The organism is Alkalilimnicola ehrlichii MLHE-1 (assembly GCF_000014785.1).
GTDB classification, from domain to species: Bacteria; Pseudomonadota; Gammaproteobacteria; order Nitrococcales; family Halorhodospiraceae; genus Alkalilimnicola; species Alkalilimnicola ehrlichii.
The window spans coordinates 887,259-909,620 of record NC_008340.1; the positions used below are offsets into that span (position 1 = coordinate 887,259).

10 protein-coding genes and 1 tRNA gene are annotated in these 22,362 nt (G+C 69.0%); 8 read left to right on the plus strand and 3 right to left on the minus strand.

Features of this window, described 5'->3' with window-relative positions; translation table 11 throughout:
- Positions 1-498: 498 nt before the first annotated feature.
- Positions 499-575, minus strand: a tRNA-Val gene (locus MLG_RS04115).
- A 727-nt stretch (positions 576-1,302) separates the two neighbouring features.
- Here MLG_RS04115 and tviB point away from each other — a divergent pair.
- The 5 genes from tviB to MLG_RS04140 all read left to right on the plus strand — a co-directional run bounded on the left by tviB (position 1,303) and on the right by MLG_RS04140 (position 8,093).
- Positions 1,303-2,601 carry a Vi polysaccharide biosynthesis UDP-N-acetylglucosamine C-6 dehydrogenase TviB gene (tviB, locus tag MLG_RS04120; RefSeq protein WP_408626108.1) on the plus strand — a complete coding sequence of 433 codons (1,299 nt, stop codon included), beginning with the start codon at positions 1,303-1,305 and terminating at the stop codon, positions 2,599-2,601.
- Between the two features lie 39 nt (positions 2,602-2,640).
- Positions 2,641-4,122: a capsule assembly Wzi family protein gene (locus MLG_RS04125; RefSeq protein ID WP_011628546.1), complete on the plus strand. Its 1,482-nt coding sequence runs from the start codon at positions 2,641-2,643 to the stop codon at positions 4,120-4,122.
- Between the two features lie 69 nt (positions 4,123-4,191).
- Positions 4,192-4,644 carry a low molecular weight protein-tyrosine-phosphatase gene (locus tag MLG_RS04130; protein ID WP_011628547.1) on the plus strand — a complete coding sequence of 151 codons (453 nt, stop codon included), beginning with the start codon at positions 4,192-4,194 and terminating at the stop codon, positions 4,642-4,644.
- A 74-nt stretch (positions 4,645-4,718) separates the two neighbouring features.
- Entirely contained in the window at positions 4,719-5,900 is a 1,182-nt protein-coding gene (locus MLG_RS04135; protein WP_011628548.1) for a polysaccharide biosynthesis/export family protein, read from the plus strand.
- Between the two features lie 27 nt (positions 5,901-5,927).
- Positions 5,928-8,093, plus strand: coding sequence for a polysaccharide biosynthesis tyrosine autokinase (locus MLG_RS04140; RefSeq protein ID WP_011628549.1), 2,166 nt, complete (start codon positions 5,928-5,930; stop codon positions 8,091-8,093).
- Here the strand turns inward: MLG_RS04140 and MLG_RS04145 are convergent.
- Positions 8,017-10,023 (minus strand): nucleoside-diphosphate sugar epimerase/dehydratase, encoded by a 2,007-nt coding sequence (locus MLG_RS04145; protein ID WP_011628550.1) that lies wholly within the window; start codon positions 10,021-10,023, stop codon positions 8,017-8,019. The genes MLG_RS04140 and MLG_RS04145 overlap by 77 nt on opposite strands.
- Positions 10,024-10,626: 603 nt before the next feature.
- Complete coding sequence (locus MLG_RS04150; protein WP_011628551.1) at positions 10,627-12,657, minus strand: polysaccharide biosynthesis protein; 2,031 nt, start codon at positions 12,655-12,657, stop codon at positions 10,627-10,629.
- Positions 12,658-12,936: 279 nt separating this feature from the next.
- On the opposite strand from MLG_RS04150, the gene recC reads away from it, so the two are divergent.
- From recC to recD, 3 genes are read left to right on the plus strand one after another with little or no spacing between them, the layout of a single operon-like run.
- Positions 12,937-16,461, plus strand: a complete 3,525-nt coding sequence (gene recC / locus MLG_RS04155) for an exodeoxyribonuclease V subunit gamma (protein ID WP_041718271.1) — start codon at positions 12,937-12,939, stop codon at positions 16,459-16,461.
- Positions 16,458-20,186 (plus strand): exodeoxyribonuclease V subunit beta, encoded by a 3,729-nt coding sequence (gene recB, locus MLG_RS04160; protein ID WP_011628553.1) that lies wholly within the window; start codon positions 16,458-16,460, stop codon positions 20,184-20,186. Before recC ends, recB begins: the two co-directional genes overlap by 4 nt.
- Positions 20,179-22,290: an exodeoxyribonuclease V subunit alpha gene (recD, locus tag MLG_RS04165; RefSeq protein WP_011628554.1), complete on the plus strand. Its 2,112-nt coding sequence runs from the start codon at positions 20,179-20,181 to the stop codon at positions 22,288-22,290. Before recB ends, recD begins: the two co-directional genes overlap by 8 nt.
- The last annotated feature ends 72 nt before the right edge of the window (positions 22,291-22,362 follow it).

The following is a 22,362-nucleotide window of genomic DNA, read 5'->3' on the forward strand; positions in this document are numbered from 1 at the left end:
TCCCGAGGCGGCAATATCGGGAGAGTTCCCCGCAGCCACCGCGGCGGCGCAAGCCGACAGGGTGGACGCGGCAACGCCCTGGCCGTGTCTCAGAACAAGGGCGGGCGGTATGGTTCCACCGCTGCGAAGAGACGGACCCACGCCCCCGAGCGAGAGGCTGCGGGGGCATCTTTTTGTATGGAGGTGCAACCATGCTGACAGCCGAGGAACGTCTATGGGTGGCCGCACTGGCCCGGTATGTACAGGACGCCCGTGCGCCCAGTGCCTACGGTGACGAGGGCGAGGCGCTGGCGGACCTGGAGGGCGATGCCGTGATACTGCGCCGCCTGGCGGAGCTGGCGGGCTATGACCCCGAGGCCACGGTGGTGGCGGTGAGGCGGGAGGTGTTGTGTTACCCCGATGGTCACAGATTGGTCACACGAAGCCCTGAGCGTGTGACCAGACAAGAAAAAAGCCGCCCCGGTAACCCGGTAAGCGGCTGTTTTTCTTTGCTTTGTCTGGTAGGCGCGAGTGGACTCGAACCACCGACCCCCACCATGTCAAGGTGGTGCTCTAACCAGCTGAGCTACGCGCCTGTCGTGTTCGACGAGCGGTATTGTACCGTGTTGTCGGTGGTTGTCAAAGGACGCGGGATTGGGCTGGGGCTGGCCGGGAGGGGACGAACGCGGTCGAACTGCGAGGGGTGGGTCGGTGCTGTGGTTTTCAGCGCGGCCAGGCGCCTGACCCGTTCTGAAAACCCGTTTGCGGAGGCGGGCCCCCGCAAACGAATGCTTCACCTGCCCTTAGAGCAGGCCGCCCAGCAGGCCGGTGCTGCCCAGCAGGCCGTTCACCAGTTCCAAGACCGGGTTCAGGATCCCCAGCAGCACTCCAAGCAGATCATTGACCAATTCCATGACGTTACTCCTTGTTTCCCGTATGGGTGGAAAAGGCCCGCACATCTATTATTATGCAGGCACTGAAAGCGTACGGTATGTTGTTTCGTTGCGGAATATTGTTTTAGTGCTAGTCGGTGTTAGTGGTTTGTTTGTAGGCATTATCATAATAATTTAATGATTATCGGGCGGCGTTTGAGTTGAATAAAATGCCCATCTTTTATGGGTTCCGGTTGGTCCGTAACGCATTGGCTCATCTCCGTTGCGGCGAGTCATGCTCGGGGCCAGAGGGGCGCTCACCGGGGCCGGAGCAGGGTGGGACCGCACGCCGTTTGTGCGGTAGACTGCCGCACCCGTGGTGCGGCCGCGCGCCGGGGCACCAACACGAAACATCCGGGGGTTTCCCGGTATGAGGAAGGCGAACAACAGGATGATGGACGATACCCCCAGTTTCCCCGCCCTGAATGAGACACGTATTGCCGTGATCGGCTTGGGCTACGTGGGCCTGCCGTTGGCGGTGGCCCTGGCCGAACGCTACCCGGTGGTGGGCTTCGATATCGATACCCGGCGGGTGATCGAACTCCGCCAGGGGCAGGACCATACCCGCGAGGTGGCGCCGGAGGCCCTGCAGGCGGCTGAGCAACTCAGCTACTCCGACGACATCGAGTCATTGCTGGGGTGCAATGTCTACATCGTGACCGTCCCCACACCGATCGATGCCCACCGCCGGCCCGATCTTCAGCCGTTGCGGTCCGCCAGCCAGACCGTGGGGCGCGTGCTGGGCCGCGGTGATGTGGTGGTGTACGAGTCCACGGTCTATCCCGGGGCCACCGAGGAGGAGTGCGTGCCGGTGCTCGAGCGGGCCTCCGGCCTGCGCTTCAACCAGGACTTCTACGTCGGCTACAGCCCGGAGCGGATCAACCCCGGGGACAAGGCCCACACGGTGCGCGATATCGTCAAGGTGACCGCCGGCTCCACCCCCGAGGTGGCGGAGTACCTGGATCAGCTCTACGCCAGCGTGATCACCGCCGGGACCCACAAGGCGGGCAGCATCCGCGAGGCGGAGGCCGCCAAGGTCATCGAGAACACCCAGCGCGACGTCAACATCGCCCTGATCAACGAGCTGGCGATGCTGTTTAACCGCATGGGCCTGGATACCGAGGAGGTGTTGCGGGCAGCCGGCACCAAGTGGAACTTCCTGCCGTTCCGTCCCGGCTTGGTGGGGGGACACTGCATCGGGGTGGACCCCTATTACCTCACCCATAAGGCCCAGGCGCTGGGCCATCATCCGGAGATGATCCTGGCCGGGCGCCGGATCAACGACGGAATGGGCGCCTACGTGGCGGATCAGTTACTGCGGCTGATGGCACAGCGCCATATCCCGGTGCCCGGGGCGCGCATTCTGGTGTTGGGGTTGACGTTCAAGGAGAACTGCCCGGATCTGCGCAACACCCGGGTGGTGGACATTGTGCGCTGCCTTGAGGACTACCAGGCACAGGTCGATGTCTTCGATCCCTGGGTGGACAGCGGTGAGGCCCGGGACGAGTATGCAATCGAGCCGATCGGAGAGCCCGGTTCGGCGCAGTACGACGCCGTCCTCCTGGCCGTTGCCCACCGCGAGTTCGTTGAGCTGGGCGCTGAAATCCTGCGCGGCTGGTTGAGGTCCGGGGGCGTGCTCTACGACCTCAAGAGCGCCCTGCCCCGGGAAGCGGTCGATGCCCGGCTTTGAGCGGCGTGTGACCCTGGTGCGGACAGTGGGTGTGGTGCGATGACGGCGGCGTCCCGGACAATCCGGGGCCTCCTGTTGTTGCTTGCCGGCTTCGGCCTGCTGCCGGCGACTACGTCGGCGCACTGGCTCCCGCAGAATGACGCCCACCTGCGCCACGATATCCAAATCCTGGCGGATGCCGGGGTGATCACCGGTGCGATGGGCACATGGCCCGTGCCGCGCGAAGCCCTGCTCCCCATCCTCCACCGGCCGTTGCCGGTCGAATCGCTGGATGCGCGTGAGGTTGCGGCCTGGTTCCGCGTGCGGCGGTTGTTGCGTGCAGAGCGGGGCTGGTACGGCAACCTGCGGGTGAAGGGCGTTGCCGGCGAGGCCGAGCCCCCCGCCGGGTTGGCTTGGTTCGGCAATGCCAATCCGGAGGGCAGTGAGACCAGTGCGAGTGCCGCCTACCAAGGCGAAGGCCTGAGTTTCCGCCTGACCGGCAGTTGGGTGGACGACCCGGCGGATGGCCGCGAGTTCCGCGCCGACGGCAGCTACCTGGCGGCGCAGCTGGGCAACTGGATTGTGTCGGCGGGTGCGGTGCCCACCTATTGGGGGCCGGGTTGGTCTGGCAGCCTGATTCTGGGTAACGCCGCCCGCCCGGTGCCGGGTCTCACGGTGCAGCGGGCGGAACCGAAGGCGTTCCGGTTGCCGGTGCTCGAGCGCTTGGGCCCCTGGACCCTGCATGCCTTCTGGGGGCAGCTGGGGTCGGATCGGGCAGTGCCCAGGCCCCACTTCCTGGGCGCACGGTTCGCATTCCAGCCGAGCCCCCGGTTGGAGCTGGGGTTGAGTCGCACCGCTATCTGGGACTCGCCCCACACTGCCCGCGGGCTTCTGGACCTGGCCATCGCAGATCGGGACAGGGCCCAGCGCCGCACCACCGCCGAACAGATGGCCGGTCTTGATCTGCGTCTGGCCTTTCCTGAGCATCTGTGGCCGTGGGCCGCGTATCTGCAGCACATCGGCGACAGTGAGTCCGGCCGGTTGCCCACCCAGCATATCGGTCTGTTCGGCCTGGAGAGTTGGGGGACGCTGGCCAATGATGCCAGCTACCGGGTGTTCCTGGAGTACGCCGATACCACGGCCCGCTTCTATTCCAGCCGCAAGCTGTTCAACTCGGCCTACGAGAGCGGTGGGCTGCCCAGCGGGCACCGGCACCGGGACCGGCCATTGGGCTACGCCACCGACAACGACAGCCGCCTGTTGACCCTGGGCGCGCTGTATCGGGCAGCGAACGATCACGCCGCCACGGTGAAGCTCCAGGTGGGCACTTTGAACCGCGATGACAGTCAGCGGGCCGGTGCCGGAGGCAACGTGATTGCGCCGCACAAACTCCGACTGGTGGATTTGGAGGGGGGCTACCGCTGGCCGTTGCGTCACGGCGAGGCGGGCCTGGGCGCGGGGATGGCCCGGATCGACGAAGCCCGTGAGGGTGGGGCGGACTGGGAGGGGCGTGCCTGGCTGAAGTATGAGTACCAATTCTAGGGGGTGGGACCGGTTTAATTGCCACCGGTTACTGGGTATCCTTCCCCGCTTGCGACAGGATGGTGGACGATGAGGTTGCCTTTTACCCGCTTCTTGGTGGTCTGTACCGGCAATATCTGCCGCAGTCCCATGGGCGAGGCTTACCTGCGCGATCGGCTGGGCGCGGGCGGGGAGTTTCTGATCGGCTCCGCCGGCACGGGTGCCCTGGTGGGTTATCCGGCCGACGACCACGCCATCACCGCCATGCAGGAGAAGGGCCTGGATATCAGCGCGCACCGGGCGCAACAGCTCACCCTAGCGTTGGCGCGTAACTACGATTTGCTCCTGGTCATGGACGATGGCCACCGGGAGTGGATAGAAAAGAACCATCCGGTCCTTCGGGGTCGGCTCTATCGTTTCGGGCACTGGCTGGATGCCGAGGTGGTGGACCCGGTCGGCCAGCCCCTGGAGGCCTTCAGGGAGGCCCGGGACCTGATCGAGCGGTCGGCGGACGCCTGGGCGCAACGTCTGCTGTCACATTGATTGCCTGACGCCAACAACCGATAAAGCAAGCGATCGCTTCCCCATCTGGGTGATCAAAGGAAGGAGAAGACCTCGTGTCACTGGCCCAAGCAAAAGTCCTTGAACCCCAGGCCCCGGTGCGCGGCCCGGTGCGTGTGTTCCTTGCGTTGTTGGCGACAGCGGCGCTGGCCGGATGCACCATCGCACCCGGTATCGATATGGACACCGATCCCGACCCGGCGGTGTGGACGCCCAGCGGCGAGGATGAGGCGGATTTTCTCCCCGAGATCAAGGCCATCAACGCCGACGTGCTGGTGGCACAGCGCCAAGCCCGGCGCGAGGCGAGGGCGGCGGTGGAGCACGCCGCGCGGACCGAGCTGGTGGCGGATTACGAGTACCGCATCGGTGCCTCGGATGTGATCAATATCGTGGTCTGGGGGCACCCCGAACTCAGCAACCCCCTTGGGCTCACCCAGGACATCGAGCAGCAGGCGCGGCTGGTCAGCCGTAACGGCACCATCTTCTACCCCCACGTGGGGCTGCTGCCGGTGGCCGGAAAGACGGTGGACGAGATCCGCGAGCAGTTGGCCGAACTGCTGGAGCCCTACGTCACCGACCCGCAGGTGGACGTGCGGGTGGTGGAGTACCGCAGCCAGAAGGTGTACGTCACCGGCGAGGTCACCCAGCCCGGGACGCTGACGCTCACCGACGAGCCCATGACCCTGCTGGACGCCATCAACCAGGCCGGTGGCTTTAACGAACTGGCGGACCGGCGCCGGGCGGTACTGACCCGCGACGGCGAGCAGCGCAGCATCGACCTGCAGACCCTCTACTCCAGCGGCAAGGGCGATCTGCTGCTCCGGGACCGCGATGTGGTCCACGTGCCGGACAATCAATTCAACCGGGTGTTCGTCATGGGTGAGATCACCCGGCAGACGGCCCTTCCCATGCGGGAGAATGGCCGGATGACCCTGGCCGAGGCCATTAGCGAGGCCGAAGGGCTCGACCTGAACACCGCCGACACCAGCAATATCTTCGTGCTGCGGGGCCAGCCTGTCTTTGACGACGAGGGTGAGATCCGCGGCGTGCGCCCGGAGGCCTACCATCTGGATGCGCGCTCCGGCCTGGCACTGGTGCTGGCCGAGGGCTTCGAGTTGCAACCGCGCGACATCGTCTACGCCGCCAGCTCCGGCGTGGTGCGCTTTAACCGCGTCATCAGCCAAATCCTGCCCACGGTACAGACCGTCTGGCAGACCCAACGGATCATCACTGACTAAAGCCTGAGCCCGGATAAGCCAATAGCCATGTCCCAATACGAACACCGCCCGACGTCTTCGGACCGTGATGACGAGATCGAGATCGGCCGTCTGGTCGAGATCCTGCTGAACGGCAAATGGATCATTGCCGGTCTCAGTGCATTGGGGCTGGCCCTGGGCGGGTTCTATGCCTACACCAGCACACCGGTCTACAGCGGCGACATGCTGCTGCAGGTGGAGAGTAAGCAGGCGACGCTACCGGGGCTGTCGGAGATGCTGGGCGGCGAACAGCAGGTGCCCACCAGTGCGGAGGTGGAGCTGCTGCGATCGCGCATGGTGGTGGGTTCGGTGGTGGACCAACTGGACCTGGCCGTGCAGGCTCGGCCCTTGCCGACGGACTGGCGCGAGGCGGTGCTGGGTGTGAGCAACCCCCGGCGCCACATTGAGGTGGGCCGCTTCGAGGTCTCGCCGGCCCTGGAGGGCCAGACGTTCATCGTCCGTGTGCTGGGCGAGGGGCAGTTCGCCCTGCTTGAGGACGACGGCGGGGCGGAACTGGCGCGCGGGCGGGTGGACGAGACCCTGGTGCTGGACAACCCGGACGGCAGCTCGCTTCAGCTCTTTGTCCACGTGCTCACCGGCGAGCCGGGCGACACCTTCGAGCTGGTGCGCCAGCCGCGGCTGCGCGCCATTCAGAACCTGCGCAACGGCTTGAACGTCAGTCAGCGCGGTGAGTCGGGGATCCTGGAGGTCACTTACGAGCACCCGGACCGCCAGCTTATCGAGGAGGTCCTCAACACCCTGGGTATGGTCTACGTGCGCCAGAACGTGGAGCGTCGGACCGAGGAGGCGGCCCGCAGCCTGGAGTTCCTGGAGGAGCAGCTGCCACAGTTGCAGGACCGACTGCAGCAGGCCGAGGATGCCTTCAACGCCTTCCGCCGCGAGCACCAGGCGGTGGATATGGATGAGAACACCCGGGTGATGCTCAGCCAGTTGGTCGAGGTGGAGAGCGAACTCCAGGCCTTGCGCCTGGAGGAGAGCGAGAAGAGCCTGCGCTTTGGTCGCGAGCACCCGCAAATGCAGTCGCTGCGCCAACGGCGCCAATCGCTGGAGACCCTGCGTGCCGAGCTGGAGGAGGAGCTGGGGGAACTGCCGGAGCGCCAGCAGCAGTTGGTGCGCCTGCGCCGCGAGGTGGAGGTGAACACCCAGCTCTACACCAACCTGCTCAACACCGCCCAGGAGTTGCGGATCTCCCAGGCCGGCACGGTTGGCAATGCCCGCGTGGTGGATGACGCGGCCGTGGGCTTCAATCCAGTGGCGCCGCAGACCACCCTGATTATGGCGCTGAGCCTGCTCCTGGGCGGCATGCTGGGGGTGGGCACCGTGTTCGGCCGCGAGATGCTCCGTCGCGGGGTCGAAGACCCGGACGCCCTGGAACTGGAGGTGGGCATCCCGGTCTACGCCGTGGCGCCCCACAGCCCGGCGGCCCTGCAGCTCGAGAAGAAGGGCCGTCGACAGCGGACCCAGGTGCCGCTGCTGGCGGAGAAAAACAGCCAGGACCCGCTGGTGGAGAGCCTGCGCAGTCTGCGCACCAGCCTGAACTTCGCTCTGCTTAACAACGCCCGTAACGTCCTGGCCCTGACCAGTACCGGCCCGGGGGAGGGCAAGACCACCCTGTCCGTCAACTTGGCGGCGGTCCTGGCCCAGAGCGGCCAGCGGGTGCTGCTCATCGATACCGACATGCGCCGGGGCCATCTGCATATCTTTCTGCAGAACCGGCGGCGCGAGCCGGGCCTGTCCGGGGTGCTGGCCGGGCAGGCCACACTGGAGGAGGCGGTCTCACGCATCAGGGAGAATCTCGACGTGCTGCCCGCCGGCACCTTCCCGCCGAACCCCTCGGAGCTGCTGATGCAGGAGGGATTCGGCCGGCTGATCGAGGAGCAGCGCCAGCGCTATGACCTGGTGATCCTGGACACCGCGCCAGTGATGCCGGTCACCGACGGCGTCCTGGCGGCCGCCCACGCCGGGCCGGTGTTCCTGGTGGCCCGGGCGGGCTATGTGACCACCCGCGCGGTGCAAAGCACCATCTGGCGGCTGGAGAAGAACCAGATCGACACCACCGGGCTCGTGGTCAACGACCTCAACCCGAAACGGAGTGGGCGCTCGAGCGATTACTACTATTATCAGTACCAGTACAAGGCGCGGGCCAAGGACTGATCGCCGGCGACGGCTTGGCCGCCGCCACTGCCAATCGCCGGCCCAGCACGTCGTTGCACGGGCCGGGGGCCTCATAGCCCTCCACCGCCCCGGCCAGCAACTGGCGGGCGGCCTCACAATCGAACCGGGCTGCGGCCCGGCGCAGATCCTCCAGCAGGCGCTGCAGGCCATCCGCGGGTAGCCGCGCCTCGCTGGCCCGGCAGATCATGGGGTGGTCGGTGCCGGTCACCGCCTCGCCCAGCAGCAATTCCTCATAGAGCTTCTCGCCCGGGCGCAGGCCGGTGTAACGGATCTCGATATCGCCCGCCGGGCGCGCCTCGTCGCGCACCGTCAGCCCGGACAGCCGGATCATCCGCCGGGCGAGGTCGTCGATCCGGACCGGCTCGCCCATGTCCAGCACAAACACCTCGCCGCCCCGCGCCATGGCGCCGGCCTGGATCACCAGGGAGGCGGCCTCGGGGATGGTCATGAAGTAGCGGGTGACCTCGGGATGGGTGACCGTGACCGGACCGCCCTTGCGAATCTGTTCGCGGAACAGCGGCACGACTGAGCCGGACGAGCCGAGGACATTGCCGAAGCGGACCATGGAGAACACCGTGGGGACACCTTGCCGGCGGGCCAGGTCCTGAACCACCTGTTCCGCCATCCGCTTGCTCGCGCCCATGACATTGGTGGGGCGCACCGCCTTGTCGGTACTGATCAGCACGAAGTGGGGGACGCCGGCGGCGGCCGCGGCCTCCGCCGTGCGCAGGGTGCCGAAGACGTTGTTATGGATGCCCTGCAGGCTGTTCGCCTCGACCAGTGGTACGTGCTTGTAGGCGGCGGCGTGGTAGACGCTGTGGATGGCGAAGGCGCTCATCAGCGCCTGCATGCGCTCGCCGTCGGTCACATCCCCGAGCACCGGGTGCAGCTCCGGTTGGTGCGCCTGACCCTCCATCTGGTAGCGGAGCTCCTTCTCAATGGCGTAGAGCGCGAACTCACTGCGCTCCACCAGGACCAGTCGCCGTGGCCGCAGGCGGAGGATCTGCCGGCAGAGCTCAGAGCCAATGGAGCCGCCGGCCCCGGTCACCATGACTGCATGACCGGCGATACAGCGCCGCAGCAGTTCCGGCCGCGGGGCCACCGCATCCCGGCCCAGCAGGTCCTCCACCTCCACCTCGCGCACGTCCTCCATGCCGGCGCGTCGGGTGACCAGATCGGACAGCGGCGGGATGGTGAGGATGTGCACGTTGAGGGGCTCCAGCCGCTCGACGATGCGGCGTCGCTCCGGCCGGGCCAGTCGGGCCATGGCCAGCAGCACGTAGGCAACCCGCTCACGGTCGATCAATGCCGGCAGGCGTTGCGGAGGATGCACGCTGACTCCCTGGATGATGGTGCCCTGCTTGCGCGGGTCATCGTCGACAAAGGCCACCGGGCGGTAATGGGTATTGCCGATCAGGCTGCTCGCCAGCTCGATGCCGCAGTTGCCGGCCCCGTAGATCACCACCGGCTGCCGGTGGCGATCTCCCTCTCCGTTGGCCGCGCGCCGGAACCAGCCTCGCACCACGATGCGCAGGCCGCCAACGGCACACAGGCTGAGCAGGGCGAAATTGAGGACAACCGGAAGGCTGAGTGTCCATTGCGGCATTACCGAAATGATTACGGTCAGGGCGAGGGTGGAGGCCATCACCCCCTTGGTGATGGTGGCCAGGGCGTGGGCACCCATCCATCGGACCACGGCGCGATAAAGACCGAAGAGTGCGAACAGGGGGATGGCCACGATGGGCACCAGCGCATACAACGCCCACAGGGTGGGATCAAAACTGGCCGGGCCGACCCCCGCGTGAAGGACCAGAGCGGCCCAAAGGGCCAGGACCACTACAGCAGCGTCGGCCAGGACCATCAGCCCCTGCTTTACGGGGCGCGGAAGACCTGCAAGATAATGGTGCATAATAGCCTGAAAAATCCATTTTATATTTTTCAATCAGGCCGGTAATTCGGGCCTGGGCGGGCGCTATTATGTAGTCAAGCTGACAGCTTGCCGCACCGCAATAGTTAAATAGGTCTATTCGGTTATCAGTAATGGGAAGCCTTAAGGAAAGGGTGAGCCGCTTTTATTATGACGGCCGAACGCTTTCCCCGTCAGCGCCAGAGCTGAAACCTTCCTCTGTAATCACGAGGGCCGCCAACCCTCTCCCCCCTCATCGCGAGGGCCGCAGGCCCGTGGCGATCCAGGGCGGTAGACTGCCACGTCGGCTTCGCCTCCTCGCAGTGACGGTGGGGGCGGGGCCGCGCTCGCAGTGAGGGTAGGGGGCGCCCGCAGCGTCTGGCCATGTTCATCAAGAGGGCCGAAGGCCACCCCACCGTCATCGCGAGGGCCGAAGGCCCGTGGCGATCCAGGGCGGTAGACTGCCACGTCGCTTCGCTCCTCGCAGTGACGGTGGGGGCGGGTCCACGCTCGCAGTGATGGTGGGGGGCTGCGCTGGCAATAAGGGTGGGGGGCTGCGCTGGCAGTGAGGGTGGGGGCAGGCCTGCGTCCGCCGTGACGGGGGAGTCAGCGTTTAGCCAATGGGGCTTCTGATTGGGGGGCGCTTATTGGCGTGGTGCCACGCTGGTAGGCCCGGCGGATGGGGCAGGGGCCTTCGCCGTCCCTGAACAGGCCTCGGGCGACGGCGTCGGCCGACTCGTTCAGCTGCCGCCCGAGCACGTCGCAGTTGGGTCCGGCGGCCTCGTAACCCTCCACCACCTGGGCCATCAGCTTGCGGGCGTCCTGGGTGTTGTAGCGCCGGCAGGCCGCGCGCAGCTCGCTTAGCAGGCTTTGCAGGGTATCGGTGGGCAAGTGCCCCTCGCGGGCGCGCATGATCATGGGGTGGCTGGTCTCGGTGACCGCCTCACCCAGCAGCAGCTCCTCATACAACTTCTCGCCGGGGCGCAGGCCGGTGAAATGGATCTCGATGTCGCCATCGGGGTGTTCCGCGTTTCGCTCCTCGAGACCGGACAGACGGATCATGCGCCGGGCCAGGTCGACGATGCGCACCGGCTCGCCCATGTCCAGCACGAAGACCTCGCCGCCGTGGGCCATGGATCCCGCCTGCAGGACCAGCGAGGCGGCCTCGGGGATGGTCATGAAATAGCGGGTGACCTCGGGGTGGGTGACCGTGATCGGGCCGCCGTTGCGGATCTGCTCGCGGAACAGCGGCACCACCGAGCCGGAGGAGCCGAGCACATTACCGAAGCGGACCATGGAGAAGCGGGTGCGGATATCGGGCTGACGGGCCAACCCCTGCAGCACCAGTTCGGCCAGGCGCTTGCTCGCCCCCATGACATTGGTGGGGCGGACGGCCTTGTCGGTGCTCACTAGCACGAAGTACCGGACCCCGGCCTCCACCGCCGCCAGGGCCGTGTGCAGGGTGCCGAAGACGTTGTTATCGATGCCCTCCAGCACGTTGGTCTCCACCAGCGGGACGTGCTTGTAGGCAGCGGCGTGATAGACCGTGTCGACGCGGAAGGCGTGCATCAGCATTTCCATGCGCGCCAGGTCGGTGACATTGGCCAGGACGGCCTGGACGGCGGGGCGCCGGGCCTCCCCCTGCAACTGAGCCTGGAGCTCGCGCTCGATGGCGTAGAGGGCGAACTCGGAGCGCTCGACCAACACCAGCTGAGTGGGCTGCTCGCGCAGGATCTGCCGGCAAAGCTCGGAGCCGATGGAGCCCCCGGCGCCGGTGACCATGACCGTCTTACCGCGGATGCAGCGGGCGAGCAGCTCCCGCCGCGGGCCCACGGCATCACGCCCGAGCAGGTCCTCCACCTCCACCTCCCGCACCTCGTCGGGACTGGCCCGGTTGGCCACGATGTCCGCCAGGCTGGGGATGGTGAGGATGTGGGCGGGCAGCGGCTCCAACTGGGCGACGATCTCCCGGCGGCGGGTCCGCGACAGCCGCGGCATGGCCAGCAGGATATACTCCAGCCGGTTGCGGTCGATCAGTTCTGCCAGCTCGGCCGGTTTGCGCACGGGCAGCCCGGCGATCACCGTGCCCTGTTTTGCCGGGTTGTCATCCACGAAGGCCACCGGGCGGTACTGCCGGCCATTGAACAGGCTGGTGGCCAGGCCAATCCCCCCGGTCCCCGCGCCGTAGATGACCACCGGCTTCTCGGTCCCCCGGCGTTTGATCGCCGCCTGGAACCAAGCGCGCACCACCAGGCGCGACCCGCCCACCATGAACAGCGCCAGCAGCCAGTAGATCAGCAGAGCGGAGCGGGGAATACCCTCCAGCCGGCCCAGCATAACCAGGGCGCCGAAGACCAGTGCGGACAGGGTCACCCCCTGCACCACCGCAATGATCGCCTGCAGCCCCATGTAACGGACCACCGCGCGGTAAAGGCCGAACAGGGCGAAAACCGGCAGGCTGACCGCCGGCACGAGCAGCAGCAGCCACCCGTAGTCCAGCAGCACACCGGGGACGGGGGTCCCCAGGCGCAGGCTGAAGGCCGCCCACAGGGCCACGGGCAGCATGAGCGTGTCCGCCATGATCATGACGAACCGCTTCACCGGGCGTGGCAGATCGATGAGGAACGCTTTATTCATTATTAATAAAAAGACGGAATGATGCTGCGATTCGTGCAGTGCAGCAGAATACCGCCATCTTAGGCCGATTGCCGGCGTTTGCCTAGACGCGACAACCCCTGTCCGGCAGAAAGGCAGGGGTGGCGGGGTCCGGGCGCGGGGGCGTGGCGGATGTGGTGTCGCGACAACACGACACTACCTGTCGCATGGTGGCGTGTATCCTGCTATCTGATCCATTATTTGACGTTATTGTTGCCTTAGGAGGGTGAATTGGCGACCCCAGCGCTGCAGCCCGGTTTCATGGTGGTCCACGGCAACCGCCTGGAGGACCTCCGCGCTCTGATCGTGGAGTGGATGCAGGCCTATCCACCGGCACCGTTGGAGACCGAAACCGTCTTGGTGCAGAGCAACGGCATGGCCCAGTGGCTCAGCCATGCCCTCGCGGCTCACCCGGAGTCGGAGGAGCCGGGTTGCGGGATCGCCGCCGGTCTGTCCATGCAGCTCCCGGCCCGTTTCACCTGGACCGCCTACCGCGAGGTGCTGGGGCACGAGGCGGTGCCCCCGGAGTCTCCCTTCGACAAGCGGCCGCTCACCTGGCGGCTGATGCGCCTGCTGCCGGAGCTCATCGATGAGCCCGGGTTCGAGCCGCTGCGGGGCTTCCTGGCCCGGGACGATGACCGGCGTAAGCGCCACCAACTGGCCGAGCGCCTGGCCGACCTGCTGGACCAGTACCAGGTCTACCGGGCCGACTGGCTGGTGGACTGGGCGCAGGGGCACGATCAATGCGCCGGCCCGGGCCGGGCGCCGCGCCCCCTGGATGCGCGCGAGCGATGGCAACCCCGGCTCTGGCGCGCCCTGCTGGCGGACATGGACGAGGCGGAGCGGGGGTTGAGCCGGGCCGCCATCCACGCCCGCTACCGGGAGGCGGTGCGCGAACTGGACCGGCGGCCGGCGGGACTCCCGCGCCGGCTCATCGTCTTCGGCATCTCTTCATTGCCCCACCAGGTGCTTGAGGCGCTGGAGGCCCTGGCCGACTTCACCCAGATCCTGGTCTGCGTTCACAACCCCTGCGAGCACTACTGGGCGGACATCGTTGCCGACAAGGACCTGCTGCGCGCCCGTCGCCGCCGGCAGTCGCCCAAGCCGGGCATGCCCGAACGGCTGGACGATAGCGAGCTGCACAATCACGCTCAACCGCTGCTGGCGGCCTGGGGCAAGCAGGGCCGGGACTACATCCGCCTGCTGGACGAACATGATGATCCGGCGCACTATCGCCACCTGATTGAATCCCTCTCCTGGCAGCGCATCGACCTCTTCCGACCCCACGGGGGCGACTGCCTGCTGCACCAACTGCAGGACGATATCCGCGAGCTCCGCCCGCTGGCCGAGACCCGGGCCGCCTGGCCGCCGGTGGCCGCCGATGACGCCTCGATCCAGTTCCACATCGCCCACAGCCCCCAGCGCGAGGTGGAGATCCTCCACGACCGGCTGCTGGGGCGGTTCAATGACGCCTCACGCCCCACCCTCCGGCCGCGCGATGTCATCGTGATGGTCCCGGACATCGACCGCTACGCCCCCCACATTCAGGCGGTCTTCGGCCAGACCGAGCCGGGCGACCCGCGCCATATCCCCTATACCCTCTCCGACCAGGGCCGACGCGGTCGCGACACCGTTCTTATCGCCCTGGAGCAACTGCTGCATCTGCCGGAGAGCCGCTGCGCGGTCAGCGAGCTGCTGGACCTGCTGGACGTACCCGCCCTTCGGCGCCGCTTTGGTCTGGAGGAGGGAGACCTGCAGCGGCTCCACCGCTGGGCCGAAGGGGCCGGAGTGCGCTGGGGCCTGGATGCCGAGCAGCGGGCGCACCTGGACCTGCCCGCCGGGCTTACGCTGCATACCTGGCGCTTTGGCCTGCGCCGGATGCTGCTCGGCTACGCCGTCGGCAGCGGCGAGGCCTGGCACGGGGTGGAGCCCTACGACGAGGTGGGCGGCCTGGACGCCGCCCTGCTGGGACCGCTGGAGCAGTTGCTCGCCACTCTGGAGGCCGCCTGGGCGCGGCTGCGTGAAGCGCATGCCCCGGCGGTCTGGGGCGAGCATCTGCGTTGGCTGCTGGCGGCCTGTTTCGAGCCCGGAAACGAGGAGGAGGCCCTCACCCTGGAGCGATTGCAACAGACCCTGGAGCAATGGACGGCGGATTGCGAGGCGGCCGCCCTGGACGAGCCGCTACCGCTGAACGTGGTGCGCGAGCACTGGCTGGCCGGCATGGACGAGGGCGGGTTGAGCCAGCGCTTCCTCGCCGGAGCCGTCAACTTCTGCACCCTGATGCCCATGCGCGCCATTCCCTTCCGCCTGATCTGCCTGCTGGGAATGAACGACGGTGACTACCCGCGCAGCCCCACACCGCTGGACTTTGACCTGATGGCGGACGACTACCGCCCGGGCGACCGTTCCCGGCGGGAGGATGACCGCTATCTGTTCCTGGAGGCCCTGCTCTCGGCCCGCGAGCAGCTCTATATCAGTTGGGTGGGGCGCAGTGTGCGCGATAACGAACCCCAACCGCCCTCCGTGCTGGTGGGCCAGCTACGTGATCACCTGGCCGCCGGTTGGCGGTTGGCAGGGCCGGTGGATGAGCCGTCGACGCCGGAGACGGCGGCGCTGCTCGAGCACCTGACCCTGGCGCACCCCCTGCAGCCCTTCAGCCCCGTCCACTTTCCGGTGGCCGGCGGGCCGGGTGCAAGGCACTTCACCTATGCCCGGGAGTGGCGGGCGGTGCAGGCCGCGGCGGCCGGCGCCGAGGAGGGCGAGGTGCGGCCCGGCATCGACCGGCCGGACAACGAGCCGCTGCCGCCCCCGGATCCGGACCAGGCCGGGGTGTTGGCCCCGGGGACCCTGGCCCGGTTTCTCCAGCGGCCGGTGCGGGCCTTCTTTGAACGCCGGCTGTCGGTCCACTTCGACGAGGACGAGGCGGCCAGCGAGGACCTGGAACCCTTCACCGTGGACGGCCTGACCCGCTGGCAGCTGCGCGAGCGGCTGGTCCAGGCTGGACTCACCCGGGCCGAGGGACCGGAGCAGTGGCCCGTGCTGATGGCCTCGGAGACCGCCCGGCTGCAGCGCAGCGGGGTGTTGCCGGTGGGGGCCGCCGGCACCCTGGAGGGTGAGCGGTTGGTCGGCGAGGCCACCGGGCTGCTGACTCGCTACCATGAACGCCTCCAGGCCTGCCCCGAGACCCTTCCTCCCGCCGTCCTGGCCCCGCTGAGCCACGCCACCTGGACCCTGGAGGCCCAGGTGGAGGGCCTGCGAAGCGACGGCCGGTCACGCCGGCAGTTGGGCTATACCGTCAGCCGTCTCAAAGACAGCAAGGGCAAGGCGTGGTACCCCAGCAAGCTGCTGCCGGCCTGGGTTGATCACCTGATCGCGAACGCCGCCGCGGGCGGCGTGACCACCGAGTGGATTGGGCTCGACGCCTCGTTGACCCTGCCGCCCATCGACCGGGCGGGGGCCATCGACCACCTGCAGCGGATCCTGGCCGCCTGGGACGAGGGCCAGCGCCGACCGCTGCCTTTGGCCTGCCAGACCGCCTTCGCCTGGTTGCAGGCCGTGGCCGAGGACAAATCGGACCCGCTGGAGATCGCCAGCTCCGCCTACGCGGGTGACGACCACCAGCCCGGTGAGGTGGGCTACGATCCCTACCTGCGCCGCGCCTACCCGCATGCCGAGTGGCTGCTGGCCGACCCGGCCTTCGCCCACTGGGCCGAGCGGCTCTACGGCCCGCTGTGGCAAGCGGTCAAGGCACAGGATGAGGCCGAAAAGGCAGGAGGCCGCGTATGAGCCAGAGTGCGCCCCGACCGCTGGAGTTGCTGCGCCTGCCGCTGCACGGCAGCCGCCTGATCGAGGCCAGCGCCGGCACCGGTAAGACCTTCACCATCGCCGCCCTCTACCTGCGCCTGGTCCTTGGGCACGGCGAGCAGCGCGCGGGCGGCGGGCCGCTGGTGCCACCGCAGATCCTGGTGGTCACCTTTACCGAGGCGGCCACCCGGGAGTTGCGCGACCGCATCCGCGAACGGCTCAGCCAGGCTGCAGCGGCCTTCCGCGATCCGGCCCGGTACCCGGACGATCCGGTGCTGCCGGCACTGCGCGCTGAATATGACGAGCACGAGCGGCCCGCCATGGCGCGCCGACTGGAGTTGGCCGCTGAGTGGATGGACGAGTCGGCGGTCTCCACCATCCACAGCTGGTGCTACCGCATGCTGCGCGAGCACGCCTTCGACAGCGGTAGCCTCTTCACCCAGGACCTGGAGGCAGATCAGACCGCGCTCCTGGCCGAGGCCGTGCGCGATTACTGGCGCAGCTTCCTCTATCCATTGGCGCCGGAGGCCCTGGTCCTGGCGCGCCGTGCGCTGGGTGACGACCCCGAGGCCCAGCGGCAGAAGGTCCGGCCGCTGATCGGCCAGGCGGCCCCGGTGGCGCCCGGACTGGACTCGCCGGAGGGCTTTGCCGGGGTGCTCGACGACCGGTTGCAGGCCCTGGAGCGCCTCAAACGGCCCTGGCGCGAGCAGTTCGAGGCCCTGGAGGCGCAGTTCCATGCCCTGCGCAAGGCGGTGCTCAACGGCCGGAAGTACCAAAAGCCCGAGGCCCTGATGGCCGCCATGCGGGCCTGGGCGGAGGACCCCGCGGCCCTGCAGCCGGAGCCGGTGGGCAGCACCAGTGTGCTGGGGCGGCTCTGCGCCCGGGGGCTCGCCGCCGGTTGCCGGAAGGGACAGACGCTGCCGGAGGACCTGCACCCCGGCTTCACGGCGTTGGATGACTACGAGCACCTCTGCCAACTGCCGGAGGCGGACCTGCTCAATGCCGCGGCCAACTGGATCGGTCAACGCTTCCACCAGGCCCAGCGGCGACGGGCGCAGATGGGCTTCGATGACCTGCTCACCCGGCTGGACCAGGCGCTGACCCAGGGCGAGGCGGGTGAGCGTCTGGCCGCCACCCTGCGCCGGCAGTTCCCGGTGGCCCTGATCGATGAGTTCCAGGACACCGACCCGGTGCAGTACCGCATCTTCCAGCGGGTCTACCGGGTGGCGGACAACCCCCGGGAACAGGCCCTGCTGCTCATCGGCGACCCCAAACAGGCCATCTACAGCTTCCGCGGCGCCGACATCCACAGTTACCTGCAGGCGCGGCGGGCCACTGCTGGCCGCCACTACACCCTGCCGCGCAACTTCCGCTCCACCGGGGCCATGGTGCGCGGGGTCAACCGGCTGTTCCAGCATGCCGAGCAGGCCTGGCCCGAGGGCGCCTTCCTGTTCCGGGTGGCGGAGGAAAACCCCGTGCCCTTCCTGCCGGTGGCGGCCCAGGGCCGCGCGGAGGCGCTGGAGGTGCACGGCGCCGCCCAGCCGGCCCTCACTCTCTGGTGGGAGGACGAGGGCGAGCCGGTGGCCGGGAAGCACTACCTGCCGCGCCAGGCGGCGGCCTGTGCCAGCCACATCGTGGCGTTGCTGAACGCCGGTGCTGCGCGCCAGGCCGGGTTCCGCGACCCGGATGGAGGGTTGGTGTCGCTGCGGCCCCGGGACATGGCGGTGCTGGTGCGCGACTACAACGAGGCGCGCGCCATCCAGCAGGCCCTGGCCCGGCGCCGGGTGCGCAGCGTTTACCTGTCCGACCGGGAGTCCGTCTACCGCACCGATGCGGCCGGGGACCTGCTGCGCTGGCTGCGCGCCTGCGCCGAGCCCACCGTGGAGCGGCTGTTACGGGCCGCCCTGGCCACGCCCACCCTGGGCCTGCCGGTGGCCGAGCTGCACCGCCTGACCGCCGACGAGCTGCTTTGGGAGCGCCGGGTCGAGCAGTTCCGCGGATACCGCCGGCTCTGGCAGGGGCAGGGGGTCCTGCCCATGCTGCGCCGGCTGCTGCACGATTTCGCGGTGCCGGCGCGGCTGGTGGCGCGAGCGGACGGCGAACGGGTGCTGACCAACCTGCTGCATCTCAGCGAGCTGCTGCAGCAGGCGGCCGCCGAACTGGACGGCGAGCAGGCCCTGATCCGCCACTTGGTGGAGCATCGCAGCGGCAACGGCGAGGGAGGGGATGAGCAGATCCTGCGCCTGGAGAGCGACGAGGACCTGGTCAAGGTGGTCACTGTGCACAAAGCCAAGGGCCTGGAGTACCCGCTGGTCTTCCTCCCGTTCATCTGCACCTTCAAACCGGTGGACGGGAAGCGCCTTCCCTACCTCGACCGCACCACCGGCGGTGCCCCGCGCTGGTTGTTCGAGATGGACGAGGAGACCCGCGCGCGCGCCGACCGCGCCCGCCTGGCCGAGGACCTGCGCCTGCTCTACGTGGCCATGACCCGGGCCCGCCACGCCTGCTGGCTGGGCCTGGCCCCCGTCAAGCGGGGCACCCGCAAGTCCAACCAACTGCACCAGAGCGCGGTGGGCTACCTGCTGGCTGGCCCGGAGGGAGTGGTGGACGGGGGGCTGGAGGCCGCCCTGCTGCGGGCGCGCGGCGAGGAGTCGGCGATTGCGGTCACCCCGCTGCCGGCGGCCAGCGACGAGGGCTATCGCGGTCCGGAGCACCGCCCGGCCCTCGGTCCGGCCCGGGTGCCGCGGCGGCCGGCCTACGAGCACTGGTGGATCGCCAGTTACAGCGCCCTGTCCCTGCACGCGGAACCCGCGGCCGGTGAGGCGGTGGGGGAGCCGGCCCGGGCGAGTGCATCGACGGCGCCGGAGAGCGTGGGCCAGGAGATCATCCGCGAGACGGTCGCCGAGGCCGGAGAGAGCGCCGGGCCCGACAGCGCGGCCCTCGCATTGCACCGCTTCCCGCGCGGCCCGGGGCCGGGGACCTTCCTCCACGGCCTGCTGGAATGGGCCGCGGACCAGGGGTTTGCCGGCCTGGCCGAACAGCCCGCCCTGTTACAGCGGGAAGTGGCCCGCCGCTGTCGCCGGCGCGGCTGGTCCGAGTGGGCCGGGCCGGTGGCCGACTGGCTGCTGCGTCTGCTGCAGGCCGACTACCCCCTGCCGGAGGGTGGGGCGCTGCGCCTCACGGCCCTGCCCAGCTATCAGCCGGAGCTGGAATTCCTGTTCCAGACCCGCTGGTTGAATGCCGCCCGCCTGGACCGGGCGGTGACCGCCGCGACCCTGGACGCGGCGCCGCGGCCACCGGCCCGGGCGGCGCTGCTGAACGGGATGCTCAAGGGCTTTATCGACCTGGTCTGCGAGCAGGACGGGCGCTACTACGTGGCCGATTACAAGTCCAACTGGCTGGGCCAGGGGCTGGAGGACTATGCGCCGGAGGCCCTGCGGGCGGCCGTGCTCGCCCGCCGCTACGACCTGCAACTGGTGCTCTATACCCTGGCGCTGCACCGGCTGCTACGGGCGCGACTGCCCGGCTACGACTACGAGCGCCACGTGGGCGGGGCGGTGTACCTCTTCCTGCGCGGCCTGGATGCCCCGGGTCGGGGTCTGTTCCACTGCCGGCCACCGCGGGCGCTGATCGAACAACTGGACGACTGGCTGCAGCAGGGCCCCGACCGGCCCGATGTGCAGGCCACGGGGAGTGATGATGCCTGAGACAGCCACCCATCCGTCATCCGCACCGGACCCGTTGCAGAGTGCGGCCGGGACCCTGGCCCTGCTCGAGGCGTGGGTGGACGGCGGCTGGCTGCGCCCGCTGGACCGCGCCCTGGCCGTCTTCCTGCACCAGCACGTGCCCCAGGCGCCGCCGTTGCTGCTTCTCCTGGCCGCGCTCACCAGCCACCAGGTCGGCCGCGGCCACGTTTGCCTGGAACTGCCCGCGCTGCAGGCCGACCCGGACGGCACCCTTTCGCTGCCGCCGGAGGGCGGCGCGGAGGGGGCCGCGCGCCCCTCCCGCTGGCTGCAGGGGCTCGATGAGGCGGCGCTGGCCGCAGCGCTGGACTGCCCGGAGCTGGTGCAGGACGGGCCGGGCAGTAGCCCCCTGGTGCGACAGGAGCAGCGGCTCTACCTGCGCCGCTACTGGGACTGCGAGGTGCGGATCGGCCAGGCACTGCACCGGCGCATGGCCGCGGCCGCGGACTGGCAACAGGGGCTGGATGGCGAGGCCACCCGGCGCTGGCTGGAGCGACTGTTTCCGGCTGGGGGCGGGGCGGCCACCGACTGGCAGCGGCTGGCCTGCGCCTTGGCCGCCGGGCGGGGCTTCACCGTGATCACCGGCGGCCCCGGGACCGGCAAGACCACCACCGTGCTGCGGCTGCTGGTGCTGCTCCAGGCCTTGCAGCAGGCGGCTGCCGATGCGCCGTTGCGCATCCGCATGGCCGCCCCCACCGGCAAGGCCGCCGCCCGGCTGAACGCCTCGGTGGCCGGGGCGCTCGCGCGCCTGCCGCTCGACGGCGTGGCGGATGCCGAGGCCCTGCGAGCGGCGATTCCCACCGAGGTGGTCACCGTGCACCGGCTCCTGGGGGCGCGGCCCGACAGCCGCCATTTCCGCCACCGCGCCGGCGAGCCGCTGCCGCTGGACGTGCTAGTGGTGGACGAGGCGTCCATGATCGACCTGGAGCTCATGGCCAGTCTGCTGGACGCCCTTCCGCCGGAGGCCCGCTTGATCCTGCTCGGGGACAAGGACCAGCTCGCCTCCGTGGAGGCCGGCGCCGTGATGGGCGAACTCTGCCATCGGGCCGACGGGGGGCATTACACCCCGGCCACCACCGCCTGGCTCTCCGAGGTCAGCGGTGAGAGCGTCCCGGCGGACTACCGGGATCCCGCGGGGCGGCCGCTGGACCAGCACATCGTCATGCTGCGCCACAGCCACCGTTTCGGCGCCGACAGCGGCATCGGCGCGCTGGCGCGGGCCGTCAACGGCGGTGACGCGGCGGCGGTGGAGGCGCTCTGGGCCGCTGGCGCTTCCCATCCGGACATCGCACGCCTCCACCTCGCGGGGCCGGAGGATCCGGCCCTGGAGGCGCTTGCCGTGGCCGGCGGGGCAGACCACTTCGCCGCCGGCGCTTCAGGCGAGGGGCCGCGGGGCTATCGCTACTACCTCGAGGCCATGCACGACGGGCGCCCGCGCGATGATGCCCCGCGCAGCGCCTGGGACGACTGGGCCCGGTCCGTGCTGCAGGCCCAGGGCGCGTTCCAGTTGCTGGGCGCCGTCCGCCGCGGGCCCTGGGGGGTGGAGGCCCTGAACCAGCGGATCGCCGCCGCCCTGCGGGATGCCGGCCTGGTCCGCGCCACCTCGGCCTGGTATGCGGGGCGTCCGGTGATTGTCACCCGCAACGATTACGACCTGGGCCTGATCAACGGCGATATGGGGGTGGCCCTGGCGGTACCGGAGGGGCTGGCCGGGGGCGCACCAAGTGATGACGCCGGGCGGCGGGACGGTGCGCGGACGGTGCTGCGGGTGGCCTTTCTGGCCAGCGACGGCAGCGGGCGGATCCGCTGGGTGCTGCCCAGCCGGCTGGAGCAGGTGGAGACCGCCTACGCCCTCACCGTGCACAAGGCCCAGGGTTCGGAGTTTCGGCACGCCGCGCTGGTGCTGCCGGACCGGGTGGCGCCGGTGCTCACCCGCGAGCTGTTGTACACCGGTATCACCCGTGCCAGCGACTGGTTCAGCCTGTTGGAGCCGCCGGGCGGGGTGCTGGTGCGCGCCATCCGCCAGCGCACCCTGCGCAGCGGCGGGCTGCGCACGCGGCTGGTGTGACCGGCGCGCGGCGGCGGCCGCCCGGAGCGGGGCGGTGCTACCGTGGCTCCGACACCCTGATACAATCGGTCG